The sequence below is a fragment of the Rhodococcus sp. UNC363MFTsu5.1 genome, assembly GCF_000686785.1.
Taxonomy (GTDB): domain Bacteria; phylum Actinomycetota; class Actinomycetes; order Mycobacteriales; family Mycobacteriaceae; genus Rhodococcus_G; species Rhodococcus_G maanshanensis.
Genome location: NZ_JMLO01000003.1, coordinates 220,596 through 232,902 on the forward strand (window position 1 = coordinate 220,596; position 12,307 = coordinate 232,902).

At 70.4% G+C, this 12,307-nt stretch carries 9 protein-coding genes; 6 read left to right on the forward strand and 3 right to left on the reverse strand.

From position 1 onward, the window contains the following. The first annotated feature begins 46 nt into the window (after positions 1–46). From BR31_RS0106385 to BR31_RS0106395, 3 genes are read left to right on the forward strand one after another with little or no spacing between them, the layout of a single operon-like run. Positions 47–4,576, forward strand: coding sequence for an ATP-dependent helicase (locus tag BR31_RS0106385; protein ID WP_197023564.1), 4,530 nt, complete (start codon positions 47–49; stop codon positions 4,574–4,576). Further along, positions 4,563–5,387 carry a DNA-formamidopyrimidine glycosylase family protein gene (locus BR31_RS0106390; RefSeq protein ID WP_027500245.1) on the forward strand — a complete coding sequence of 275 codons (825 nt, stop codon included), beginning with the start codon at positions 4,563–4,565 and terminating at the stop codon, positions 5,385–5,387. Before BR31_RS0106385 ends, BR31_RS0106390 begins: the two co-directional genes overlap by 14 nt. A gap of 33 nt (positions 5,388–5,420) precedes the next feature. Further along, entirely contained in the window at positions 5,421–6,020 is a 600-nt protein-coding gene (locus BR31_RS0106395; RefSeq protein WP_051637013.1) for a transglutaminase-like domain-containing protein, read from the forward strand. A gap of 61 nt (positions 6,021–6,081) precedes the next feature. Here BR31_RS0106395 and BR31_RS0106400 read toward each other — a convergent pair whose 3' ends face one another. Both BR31_RS0106400 and BR31_RS0106405 read right to left on the reverse strand, forming a co-directional pair. After that, on the reverse strand, positions 6,082–6,669 hold the full coding sequence (locus BR31_RS0106400) for a TetR/AcrR family transcriptional regulator (RefSeq protein WP_027500247.1): 588 nt from the start codon (positions 6,667–6,669) through the stop codon (positions 6,082–6,084). A gap of 28 nt (positions 6,670–6,697) precedes the next feature. Continuing rightward, on the reverse strand, positions 6,698–7,465 hold the full coding sequence (locus BR31_RS0106405) for an SDR family NAD(P)-dependent oxidoreductase (protein ID WP_027500248.1): 768 nt from the start codon (positions 7,463–7,465) through the stop codon (positions 6,698–6,700). 87 nt (positions 7,466–7,552) lie between these two features. Here BR31_RS0106405 and BR31_RS0106410 point away from each other — a divergent pair, with 87 nt between their 5' ends. Then, a complete protein-coding gene (locus BR31_RS0106410; protein WP_197023565.1) occupies positions 7,553–8,191 on the forward strand; it encodes a TetR family transcriptional regulator in 639 nt (212 codons plus the stop codon). A gap of 195 nt (positions 8,192–8,386) precedes the next feature. Continuing rightward, positions 8,387–8,881: a hypothetical protein gene (locus BR31_RS0106420; RefSeq protein WP_051637014.1), complete on the forward strand. Its 495-nt coding sequence runs from the start codon at positions 8,387–8,389 to the stop codon at positions 8,879–8,881. Between the two features lie 32 nt (positions 8,882–8,913). On the opposite strand, the gene glpD is transcribed toward BR31_RS0106420, so the two are convergent. Next, positions 8,914–10,647 (reverse strand): glycerol-3-phosphate dehydrogenase, encoded by a 1,734-nt coding sequence (gene glpD, locus BR31_RS0106425; RefSeq protein WP_027500251.1) that lies wholly within the window; start codon positions 10,645–10,647, stop codon positions 8,914–8,916. 205 nt (positions 10,648–10,852) lie between these two features. On the opposite strand from glpD, the gene glpK reads away from it, so the two are divergent. Beyond that, positions 10,853–12,304, forward strand: a complete 1,452-nt coding sequence (gene glpK, locus BR31_RS0106430) for a glycerol kinase GlpK (RefSeq protein WP_051637029.1) — start codon at positions 10,853–10,855, stop codon at positions 12,302–12,304. The last annotated feature ends 3 nt before the right edge of the window (positions 12,305–12,307 follow it).

Here is a 12,307-nt window from a genome sequence, read left to right on the forward strand (position 1 = left end):
CATCAGTGTGCGCCCGGTGTCGGGGTCCCGGGGCACTATGGACACCATGGATTCGGTGCTCGGCAGGTTCTCCGCCCCCACACGGGAGTGGTTCGCCGGTGCCTTTCCCGCGGCCACGGCCGCCCAGCTGGGGGCATGGGACGCGATCGCGGACGGCTCGCATGCGCTGGTCGTGGCCCCGACCGGCTCGGGAAAGACCCTCTCCGCCTTTCTGTGGGCACTCGACCAGCTGGCCGCCCGGCCGCACGACGAGGAGCGTCCGCCTGGCACGACGGTGCTGTACATCTCGCCACTCAAGGCCCTCGCGGTCGACGTCGAGCGCAACCTGCGTGCGCCCCTTGTCGGGATCACCCAGACCGCCAAACGGCTCGGCGTGACGCCGCCGGAGATCACCGTCGGCGTCCGTTCCGGCGACACCAGCCCCGCTGACCGCCGTGCCCTGGTGCGCACGCCCCCCGACATCCTCATCACCACGCCCGAGTCGCTGTTCCTCATGCTCACCTCGGCGGCCCGCGAATCGCTCGCCACCGTGCAGACCGTGATCGTCGACGAGGTGCATGCCGTCGCGGCCACCAAACGCGGTGCGCATCTGGCACTCTCGCTCGAGCGCCTCGACATGCTGCTCCCCCGGCCTGCGCAACGGATCGGGCTCTCCGCGACCGTGCGACCGCACGAGGAGGTTGGCCGCTTCCTCACGGGGTCCGCGCCCATCCACATCGTCTCCCCGCCCTCCCCGAAGACCTTCGACCTGACGGTGCGGGTACCGGTCGAGGACATGACCGAGCTGGGGGTCACGACACCGGACGAGGATTCCTCTTCCCCCGCCCCGCAACAGGGTTCGATCTGGCCGCATGTGGAGGAGCAGATCGTCGACCTGGTCCTCGAGCACCGGTCCTCGATCGTGTTCGCCAACTCGAGGCGCCTCGCGGAGCGGCTCACCGCCCGGCTCAACGAGGTCTACGCCGATCGCCTCGGTGCCCCGGTCGCGACCGTGCACGAGCCGGCCTCGCTGATCGGCTCCACCAGCGAGGTCGGGCACGGCGCCGAGCCGCTGCTCGCCCGCGCCCACCACGGTTCGGTGAGCAAGGACCAGCGCGCGCTCATCGAGGACGACCTCAAGTCCGGGCGGCTGCGCTGTGTGGTGGCCACCAGCAGCCTCGAACTCGGAATCGACATGGGTGCGGTCGATCTCGTGGTGCAGGTGGAGGCGCCGCCCTCGGTGGCGAGCGGGCTGCAGCGGGTGGGCCGCGCGGGTCACCAGGTCGGGGAGATCTCCCGCGGCGTGCTCTTCCCCAAGCACCGCACCGATCTCATCCACTGCGCGGTCACCGTGGAACGGATGACCGCGGGCCGGATCGAGGCGCTCGCCGTCCCGGCGAACCCGCTCGACATCCTGGCCCAGCACACGGTGGCCGCCTGCGCCCTCGACCAGCTCGACGTCCAGTCCTGGTTCGACGCGGTCCGCCGCACCGGCAACTTCGCGACATTGCCCCGGTCGGCGTTCGACGCCACCCTCGACCTGCTGGCGGGCCGCTACCCGTCCGATGAGTTCGCCGAGCTGCGCCCGAGACTGGTCTGGGATCGCGACGCCGACGTCCTCACCGGTCGGCCCGGCTCGCAACGGCTGGCCGTCACCTCCGGTGGCGCGATCCCGGATCGCGGGCTCTTCGCCGTGTACATGGTGGGCGAGAAGGCGTCCCGGGTCGGCGAGCTCGACGAGGAGATGGTCTACGAGTCGCGGGTCGGCGACGTCTTCGCGCTCGGCGCCACCAGCTGGCGGATCGAGGAGATCACCCACGACCGGGTCCTCGTCAGCCCCGCCTACGGCCTGCCCGGCCGGCTCCCGTTCTGGCACGGCGACGGACTGGGTCGGCCCGCCGAGCTCGGCGCGGCGCTCGGCGAGTTCCTGCGCGAGATGGCCCTCGGCGCGGACACGGATCTGCGGGCGCGCCTGGCCGACCAGGGCCTCGACGCCAACGCCACCCAGAACCTGCTCGCCCTGGTCGAGGAACAGCGCACCGCAACCGGGCAGGTTCCCACCGACCGCACCCTGGTGGTCGAGCGGTTCCGGGACGAGCTCGGCGACTGGCGCCTCGTGCTGCACTCGCCCTACGGCCTGCCGGTGCACGCGCCGTGGGCCCTCGCGGTGGGCGCCCGGCTGCAGGAGCGGTACGGGATCGACTCCGCGCCGACCGCATCCGACGACGGCATCATCGTCCGGCTGCCGGACACCGAGGACGCCCCGCCCGGCTCGGAGCTGTTCGTCTTCGACCGGGACGAGATCGCGGACATCGTGACCGAGCAGGTCAGCAACTCCGCGCTGTTCGCGTCCCGGTTCCGCGAGTGCGCCGCCCGCGCCCTGCTGCTGCCGCGGCGCAATCCGGGCAAGCGCGCTCCGCTCTGGCAGCAGCGGCAACGCTCCGCTCAACTGCTCGACGTGGCGCGCAAGTTCCCGACCTTCCCGATCCTGCTCGAGACCGTCCGCGAATGCCTGCAGGACGTCTACGACCTGCCCTCGCTCACCGGCCTGTTCGACGGCATCGGACGCAAGCAGATCAGACTCGTCGAGGTCGAGACGCCGTCGCCGTCGCCCTTCGCGGGGGCACTGCTCTTCGACTACGTCGGCGCCTTCATGTACGAGGGCGACAGCCCGCTGGCCGAGCGGCGGGCCGCCGCCCTTTCCCTGGATTCCACGCTGCTCGCCGAGCTGCTCGGCAGGGTGGAACTGCGCGAACTACTCGACGCCGATGTCATCGAGCTGACCGAACGGGAACTCCAACGCCTGGTCCCGGACCGCAGGGCGAAGGATGCCGAGGGGGTCGCGGACCTGCTGCGCCTGCTCGGGCCCTTGACCGACGCGGAGATCGCGAGCCGAACGCACGGCGACGCCGCGCCCTTGGTCCTCGAACTCGAAGCGCAGCGGCGGGCCATGCGCGTCGGCTTCGCGGGCGAGCAGTGGTGGGTGGCGATCGAGGACGCGAGCCGGATGCGCGACGCGCTCGGTGTACCCCTGCCGATCGGCACCCCCGCCGCCTTCATCGAGCCGGTCGAGGACCCGCTTGGCGACCTCGTCGCCCGCTACGCGCGCACCCACGGGCCGTTCGCGCTGGCGGACGCCGCGGCCAGGTTCGGACTCGGGACCTCCGTTGTCCGCGACGTGCTGCGCCGCCTCGCCGCCGACAAGCGAGTGCTGGAGGGCGAGTTCCGGCCCGCCGCCACCGGCAGCGAGTGGTGCGACGCCGAGGTCCTGCGGCGGCTGCGCCGACGTTCCCTCGCCGCCGCCCGTAAGGAGGTGGAGCCCGTCGAACCGGCCGCGCTCGGTCGCTTCCTGCCGGATTGGCAGCACGTCGGCGGCGGGCTGCGCGGCATCGACGGGGTGGCCGCGGTGATCGAACAGCTTGCGGGCGTGCCGATTCCCGCCTCCGCCTGGGAACCGATGATCCTGCGCGCGCGGGTGCGCGACTATCAGCCTGCGATGCTCGACGAGTTGACCGCCACGGGCGAGGTGCTGTGGTCAGGGGCCGGTTCGATCTCCGGCAGCGACGGCTGGGTGTGCCTGCACCCGGCCGATGCCGCGCCGCTGACGCTCGCCCCGCCCGTCGACACCGAACTGTCCGAGCAGCAGCGCCAGATCCTCGACGCGCTGGCGCCCGGCGGCGCCTACTTCTTCCGGAACCTCTCCGACCTGATCGGATCGACCGACGACGCCACCCTCGCCGCGTCGCTGTGGGACCTGGTGTGGGCGGGCCACCTGAGCAACGACACCTTCGCGCCCCTGCGCGCCCTGCTGTCGGGACCCGCGCGCTCCGCGCCGAGCCACCGGACCCCGCGACGGGCACCGCGGGCCAGGCCCTACCGGGCGCTCGCGCGTCCCGCGATGCCGAGCCGGACCGGACCGCCGACCGTCGGCGGACGGTGGTCGCTCCTACCCGAACTCGAACCCGACCCGACCATCCGGGCCCACGCGCGGGCGGACGTGCTGCTGGAGCGGTACGGGGTGCTCACACGGGGCTCGGTGGTCAGCGAATCGGTTCCCGGCGGCTTCGCCGTGATGTACAAGGTGCTGCGCGGCTTCGAGGAGAGCGGGCGGTGCAGGCGCGGGTATTTCGTCAACACCCTTGGCGCCGCACAATTCTCGACCTCCGAGGTGGTCGACCGGCTACGGGCGTACGGCGACCGACTCGGCCCGGCCAACGCACCAGCCGCGTTGACGCTCGCCGCGACGGACCCGGCCAACCCGTTCGGTGCCGCACTGACCTGGCCCGCAACCGCGGGCGGGCACCGCCCCGGCCGCAAGGCGGGCGCGCTGGTGGTGCTCGTCGACGGCGAGCTCGCCCTGTATGTCGAGCGCGGCGGCAAGACCATGCTCACCTTCACCGACGACCCGGGCGCGCTGCACGGTGCGGCCGGGTCGCTGGCCGCCGTGGTGGACCGCGGCGGCGCCGACAAGATCGTCATCGAGAAGGTCGACGGGGAATCCGTGCACACCAGCCCCCTCTCGCAGGTCCTGGTCGAGGCCGGCTTCTCCGCGACTCCGCGCGGCCTCCGCAAGCGGGCCCTCCATGCCCGAGGGTGACACCGTCTGGCGGGTCGCGGGGCAGCTCCGCACGGCACTGGTCGGTCCGCCGCTCACCGTCTGCGACATCCGGGTACCGCGCTTCGCGACCGTCGACCTCACCCCAGGACCGGTCGAGGAGGTCGCCAGCCGGGGCAAGCACCTGCTGATCCGGGTGGGCGACAAGACCGTGCACACCCACCTGAAGATGGAGGGCGACTGGCACGTCTACCCCGCGGGCGGGCGCTGGCGGCGGCCCGCGTGGCAGGCGAGGATCCTGTTGGGCACCGACGACTTCCTCGCGGTCGGGTTCCAGCTCGGCATCGTCGAGGTCCTCGCCAGGGACGAGGAGGAGCGCGCGGTCGGCCATCTCGGGCCGGACCTGCTCGGCCCCGACTGGGACCCCGACCGCGCCGCGACGAACCTCGCCGCCGAGGCCGATCGCCCGATCGGCCTGGCCCTGCTGGACCAGCGCGTGCTGGCCGGCATCGGCAACGTCTACCGCAACGAGCTGTGTTTCCTGCGCGGAGTGCACCCGGCGACCCTGGTGGCCGCCGCGGGCGAGCCGCACGCGTGGGCCGACCTCGCGCACCGACTACTGGTGGCGAACCGGGACCGCCCCGTTCGCATCACCACTGGAGACCGCCGCCGCGGCCGCAGCACGTGGGTGTACGGCCGATCCGGCCGCCCCTGCCTGCGCTGCGGCACCCTCGTCGAGGCTGGCACCCTCGCCGACGGAACCCCGGAGAGCGAGCGGCAGATCTTCTGGTGTCCTCGCTGCCAAGTGGGTCCGCCGGGTGCAGCACCACGTCACCGTCTGGGTGGGCCTTGACTGCTCCACTCGGGCTCACCGATCATCCTTCGAATGGCAACCACCGATTCGGTGCTCGACATCGCACCTCCGGAAAACTATCTGGCCGGCGACGAGTTCATCGATGTCGACGACCGATCCGTCCGCGCACTCGCTAGGGCGCTGCGGCAGCAGGCCGACGGCGACGTGCCCTTCGCCAAGGCTGCCTTCGAGTGGGTGCGGGACGAAGTAGGGCACTCCTACGACGTCCGGGATCCACGAGTCACCTTGACCGCGAGCGAGGTTCTCGCGCAGCGCGTCGGGCTCTGCTATGCCAAGTCGCACCTGCTGGCTGCGCTGTTGCGATCCGAGGGCGTTCCGACCGGCTTGTGCTACCAGCGTCTCGCGCACGGAGATGGGCATGTCCTGCACGGGTTGGTCGCGATCTACCTCAATGGCGCCTGGCGCAGGCAGGATCCGCGCGGAAACAAGGAGGGTGTCGACGCACAGTTCTCACTCGATTCGGAGCAACTTGCCTGGCACGTCGTCCCCGCTCTCGGGGAGGTCGACTATCCGCAGATCTTCGCCACGCCTGCACCGTGTGTCGTCGACACTCTCCGCGGTGCGACAGACGTGCTGTCGCTCTATGACGCAGGCTTGCCGACGGGTCTCTGACGCACCGCGGTCGGTGGCCGGCATTGCCCCGGATCAGAATCCACCGTGTCGGGTCGAGGCGCTACGGCCTGCTCGCCCGGTCCAGCAGGCCGAGGCAGTGCCGGATCAGCGTCTCGCGGGGCACGGTGACGGTGCCGTCGAGGTAGCCGATGAACAGGCTCGTCAGCGCGCCGACGAGACCGAGCGCTCGCAGGACACGTTCGTCGGGATCGGCGACGTCGTTCAATTGATCCTGTACCAGCACAACGAAACTCGGGGCGAGTTCCAGGCCGCGTCCGCCAAGCGCGGGTTCTCGCAGCGGCGCCAGCAGCAGGACCCGGCCTGCTTCGGGGTGGTCGAGGACGAGGGCCACGAACGCGCGGACCGCCAGTTCCGCGATCTCCGTCGGTGCCTCGGCGCCCGCGACCGCGGAGACGAGCGCGGCGCGGGCCCGCTCGCCGACCTCCGCGTAGACCGCGCGAATGTAGGCGTCGCGGTCATCGAAGCTCTCGTAGAAATACCGCTCGGTGACCCCGGCGGCGCGGCAGGCCGCGCGCACGCTCACCGCGGGCCCGCCCGCCGCACCGAGCAGATCCACCCCGACCTCGAGCAGGCGCGTCCGTCGCTGCAGACGGCGCTGATCGAGGCCGGGGCGGTCGGTTGTACTCATCGGCCCCAGTGTATTCGGGCCGGTTCGGTCACATGTGGGTGCCGCCGTCGATGCGAATCTCGGTGCCGGTGACGAACTTTCCGTCGTCGGAGGCGAGCATCGCGATCACGCCCGCGACGTCCTCCGGCGGGGCGAAGCCCTCGCCGATCCACGGGTAGAGCTTGCCGATCAGGGTCGGGTCCAGGTCGTGCTCCGGGAAGCCCGGGTTACTGGTCATGCCGGAGGCGATGCTGCCGGGCTCGACCGCGACCGCGCGCAGGCCCTTCTTGGCGTACTCGAGGGCGATGGCGTGGGTGAAGGACCGGATGCCGCCCTTGGTGGCCGCGTACGCCGCCATGTACGGGTGCGCGAACGACGCCGAGGTGGAGCTGAAGTTCACCACGACACCCTGACCGTTCTCGACCAGCGCGGGCAGGGCCTCGCGGGTGACCAGGAAGGTGCCGGTGAGGTTGATGCCGACCACCGTGTTCCAGAAGTCGAGGGTCGTCTCGTGCGTGTGCGAGGCGCGCAGGATGCCCGCGGCGTTGACCAGCACCTGCAGCCCGCCGAGGTCCTTGATCGCGCCACCGATGGCCTCGTGCACCGACGCCTCGTTCGAGATGTCGACGACGACGGTCGTGAGACGATCCGCGACTCCGGCCTCCTCGGCGCGGGCGCGCGTGACCGCGAGGCCCTCCTCGGACACGTCGGCGGCGGCGACAACGCCACCTTCCGCAAGGATCCGGGCGACCGTCGCCTGACCGATGCCGGATCCGGCCCCGGTGATGAGCGTCTTGCGGCCCTCGAAGCGGTTCATGAACTGATCTCCTTCTACTGGGTGGTTGTGTTCCCGGTCTCAGTTGCACGTTACGCCGAGTTGGCACAACGTGCCATGATGGTGACCATGGCGGACCCTGGCGCACAAGCCCCCCTCCCTCTCACCGAGCGACGGCGACTGCAGACCCAGCTCGAGATCGCGCACTGCGCCGCCGAGCTGTTCGCCGAACGGGGCGCATCGGCGGTCACGGCAGAGGACATCGCGAACGCCGCCGGGATCAGCCTGCGAACCTTCTACCGGTACTTCCGGACCAAGGAGGAGGCGGTCGCCCCGATGCTCGCGGGCGGAGTCCGGGACTGGATCCACGACCTGGCCCGCGGCCCAAGGGACCTCCCGGCAGCCGAGGCACTCGAGCGGTCCGCGCGCCGCGCCCTCTCCCGCACCGACCGGGCTGGCGTCGATTCGCTGCGACTGACGCACCAGCTCTTCCGGGCGATTCCGGGTGACCCCGGACTCGAATCCGTCTGGTTCCGGATCGTGAACGACACGGAAGAGTCCCTCGTCGAGGTGCTGCGCGACCTGATGGGCCCCGAGGCCGACCCGCTGAACGTGCGGCTGATGGCCGTGGCAGGCAACACCGCCATGCGCATCGCCATCCAGACCTGGGCGGATTCGGATGCCGCGACCGGGAACGACGGTCCCGCCGAGATCGTCGTGCGGTGCATCCGGACGCTCACCGCCGGTCTGCGTCCACCTCAGGGATGACCTGACTCTCAGCGAGTTCACACCTGGCGCTGATGTGCGTCAAGGATTCGCCCGCGATCCTTGAGGCATGATCACATTCCCGCTCGTCTTCATCGTCCTGGCCGCCATGGCCATGTCCGGCTTCGCCGCTCGTTCTGTTCCCTCGACCGTGGTCCGCACACGTTGACCCGCCCGGACGTGGAAAGCTCTACGTCCATGGAGCGAACCCCCCTGGATGTCGAGGACTCCGCGAGCCGAATCAGCGCGTACGTCTACGGGAACATCCTGGTGCTCACCGCACTCATCCCGCTGAACAACGCGAGCACCACCCACGCCGCACTTGTCGTCGTCGGCACCTCGCTGTCGACCTTCGTCGCGCACGCATTCGCCGAATCGGTCGGGAGAAGCGCCCGAATCGGGCGCCCGCTGACCACTGCCGAACACCTCGAGGAGCTCCGCGACTCAGTGCCCATCCTGACGTCAGGACTCGTCCCGGCCGCGGTCGTCGGGCTCAGCGCACTCGGCGCGTTCGAACAGCAGACCGCGCTGCTGCTCGCCGAACTCTGGGTGGTCAGCCGCATCGCCGGCCTCGGCATCGTCATCACGCGGCTTCGCGGCGAAAAGCTCAGCAGGCGCAGCCTGAGGGCCTGCTTCGTGCTGGCCTTCGTCGCGATCGCGGTGGTCGCGGTGAAGCTCTTTCTCACGCACTGACGCCGCCGAGCCCTCGCCGCCCAGCCCGCCGATCAGCGCGAGATCGGGACCGGCTCCAGGATCTCCGCCCGCGCCTCGGGCGCGGCGGCCCGCAAGGCGTCGGCAGAGGAGTCGTCGGGCTCCGCCTGGGAATGGACCTCCGCCTCGACGCGCGCACGGTAGGTCTCCACCTCACGGTCGACGGTGGCCGCATCCCAGCCGAGCACCGGCGCCACCAGCTGCGCGACCTGCTCCGCGCAGTTCACCCCGCGGTGCGCGTACTCGATCGAGATCCGGGTGCGACGCGCGAGGATGTCCTCGAGATGCAGCGCACCCTCGGCCGCAGCCGCGTACACCGCCTCGACCTGGAGGTAGTCGGGCGCATCGGTGATCGGCTGCAGCAGTTCCGGGGTCTCCGCCGCGAGGTCGAGCACCTCGTGGATCAGCGAGCCGTAGCGGTCGAGCAGGTGCTTGACCCGGTACGGATGCAGCCCGTACTGCTGACCGACCGCGGTCGTCTGGTTGACCAACGCGAAGTAGCCGTCCGCACCGACCAGCGGCACCTTCTCGGTGATGGAGGGCGCGACGCGAGCCGGAATGTCCTCGGAGGCCATGTCGACGGCGTCCTCCGCCATCACCCGGTACGTCGTGTACTTGCCACCGGCGATCGCCACCAGTCCCGGCGCGACCCGCGCGACGGCGTGCTCGCGCGAGAGCTTGGACGTCTCGTCGCTCTCCCCGGCGAGCAACGGGCGCAGCCCGGCGTACACGCCGTCGATGTCGTCGTGGGTCAGCGGGGTGACCAGCACCTTGTTCACGTGGCCGAGGATGTAGTCGATGTCCGCCTTGGTGGCGGCCGGATGGGCAAGGTCGAGATTCCAGTCGGTGTCGGTGGTTCCGATGATCCAGTGGTTCCCCCACGGGATCACGAACAGCACCGACTTCTCCGTGCGCAGGATGATCGCCGCCTCGCTGACGATCCGGTCGCGGGGCACCACGATGTGCACGCCCTTGCTCGCCCGCACGCGGAACCGGCCACGCTGGTTGGACAGCGCCTGAATCTCGTCGGTCCACACCCCGGTGGCGTTGATGACGACATGACCGCGGACCTCCGTGGTGCTGCCGTCCTCCGAATCCCGTACCCGCACACCGGAAACCCGGTCGGCCTCTCGCAGGAACCCGACCACCTGCGTCGAGGTGCGGACCACAGCGCCGTAGTGCGCGGCGGTGCGGGCCACCGTCATGGTGTGGCGGGCGTCGTCGACGACCGTGTCGTAGTAGCGGATTCCGCCGACCATCGAGCTCCGCTTGAGCCCCGGGGACAGGCGGAGCGCGCCGGACCGGGTGAGGTGCTTCTGCGCGGGCACCGACTTGGCGCCGCCCATCGTGTCGTAGAGGAAGATCCCGGCCGCCATGTACGGGCGCTCCCACACCCGGTGGGTGATCGGGAACAGGAACTGCAACGGCTTGACGAGGTGGGGGGCGAGCGTCGACAGCGAGAGCTCGCGCTCGCGCAAAGCCTCACGCACCAGTCCGAATTCGAGCTGCTCCAGGTAGCGCAGGCCGCCGTGGAACATCTTCGACGACCGCGACGAGGTGCCGGAGGCGTAGTCGCGAGCCTCGACCAGGGCGACCCGCAGCCCGCGAGTGGCGGCGTCGAGCGCGATGCCGGAGCCCACGACTCCGCCGCCGACGACAACGATGTCGAATTGCTCGGAACCCAGCTGGTCCCAGGCATCCTTACGCTGTTGCGGGCCCAGAAACTGTGCTCCCGATTGCTTGCTCAACGCCTGCTCCTGTGGATTGTCGACGAATCAGCACCAAGGCTAGGCCATGTCGACCGATCTTCGCTGCTTCGAACGGTGGTATCCAGGACCGTGACGCCCGAGATGGGCGGCGTCTCACGATCGACGTGAATTGTGAGGCGCGCTTTAGTAGCTTTTAGCCGTGTATGTCGCCGCGATCGACCAGGGCACCACCTCGAGCCGATGCATGATCTTCGATCATGACGGGCTGGTGGTCGCCTCCGCTCAGAAGGAACACGAGCAGATCTTCCCGCGTGCGGGGTGGGTCGAGCACGATCCGGAGGAGATCTGGCGGGCCACCCGCGAGGTGGTCGCGGCCGCGCTGGCCAAGAAGGACCTGACCCGACACGACATCGCCGCGGTCGGCATCACGAACCAGCGCGAGACCACCGTCGTCTGGGACCGCCGCACCGGCAAGCCCGTGTACAACGCGATCGTCTGGCAGGACACCCGCACCGACGAACTCTGCACCGAACTCGCGGGCGACGAGGGTCCCGGACGCTACCGCGAGCGCACCGGACTGCCCCTGTCCACCTACTTCTCCGGACCCAAGATCCGCTGGATCCTCGACAACGTCGAGGGGGCCCGGGACCGGGCCGAGGCGGGCGACCTCTGCTTCGGCACGATGGACACCTGGATCCTGTGGCACCTCACCGGCGGCGCGGACGGTGGACTGCACGTCACGGATCCGACCAACGCGTCCAGGACCATGCTGATGGACCTGCGGACGCTCGAGTGGGACGAGCAGATCTGCGCCGAGTTCCGGATCCCTACCTCGATGCTGCCGCAGATCCGTAGCTCCTCCGAGGTGTACGGGCAGGTCCGCGAGCGCGGCACCCTGGCAGGGGTGCCGATCGCGGGCATCCTCGGCGACCAGCAGGCCGCCACCTTCGGGCAGGCCTGCCTGAGCGTCGGCGAGGCCAAGAACACCTACGGCACCGGCAACTTCCTCCTGCTCAACACCGGCACCACCCCGATGCCGAGCAACAACGGGCTCCTCACCACCGTCTGCTACCGGATCGGCGACGCGCCCGCCGTGTACGCGCTCGAGGGCTCGGTGGCCGTCACCGGATCGCTCATTCAGTGGCTGCGGGACAACCTCGGGATCATCAACTCCGCCAAGGAGATCGAGGGACTCGCCGCGAGCGTGGAGGACAACGGCGGGGCGTACTTCGTGCCCGCGTTCTCCGGTTTGTTCGCGCCGCGGTGGCGCCCCGACGCGCGCGGGGCGATCGTCGGCCTGACCCGGTTCGTCAACAAGGGGCACCTCGCGCGGGCAGCGCTGGAGGCCACCGCGTTCCAGACCCGCGAGGTCCTCGAGGCCTGCCTCGCCGACTCCGGGGTCGAGCTCACCGCGCTGAAGGTGGACGGCGGCATGGTGCTCAACGAGATCCTGATGCAGTTCCAGTCCGACATCCTCGACGTCCCGGTGATCCGGCCGGTGGTGAACGAGACCACCGCGCTCGGCGCCGCCTACGCCGCAGGCCTCGCGGTCGGGTTCTGGGCGGGCGAGGACGACATCCGCAACAACTGGGCCGTCGGGCGGACCTGGAAGCCGACCATGGCCGCGGCCGAGCGCGATCGGCTGTACCGGGAGTGGAACAAGGCCGTCGAGCGGACCTACGACTGGGTCGACTAGGCG

Bases quoted from the DNA above. Each gene is read 5' to 3' on its own strand.
- BR31_RS0106410 (WP_197023565.1), top strand. From the start codon at position 7,553: ATGGCGGACCCTGGCGCACAAGCCCCCCTCCCTCTCACCGAGCGACGG.
- BR31_RS0106420 (WP_051637014.1), top strand. From the start codon at position 8,387: ATGGAGCGAACCCCCCTGGATGTCGAGGACTCCGCGAGCCGAATCAGC.
- BR31_RS0106390 (WP_027500245.1), top strand. From the start codon at position 4,563: ATGCCCGAGGGTGACACCGTCTGGCGGGTCGCGGGGCAGCTCCGCACG.
- BR31_RS0106385 (WP_197023564.1), top strand. From the start codon at position 47: ATGGATTCGGTGCTCGGCAGGTTCTCCGCCCCCACACGGGAGTGGTTC.
- BR31_RS0106395 (WP_051637013.1), top strand. From the start codon at position 5,421: ATGGCAACCACCGATTCGGTGCTCGACATCGCACCTCCGGAAAACTAT.
- BR31_RS0106405 (WP_027500248.1), bottom strand. From the start codon at position 7,465: ATGAACCGCTTCGAGGGCCGCAAGACGCTCATCACCGGGGCCGGATCC.
- glpK (WP_051637029.1), top strand. From the start codon at position 10,853: ATGATCTTCGATCATGACGGGCTGGTGGTCGCCTCCGCTCAGAAGGAA.
- BR31_RS0106400 (WP_027500247.1), bottom strand. From the start codon at position 6,669: ATGAGTACAACCGACCGCCCCGGCCTCGATCAGCGCCGTCTGCAGCGA.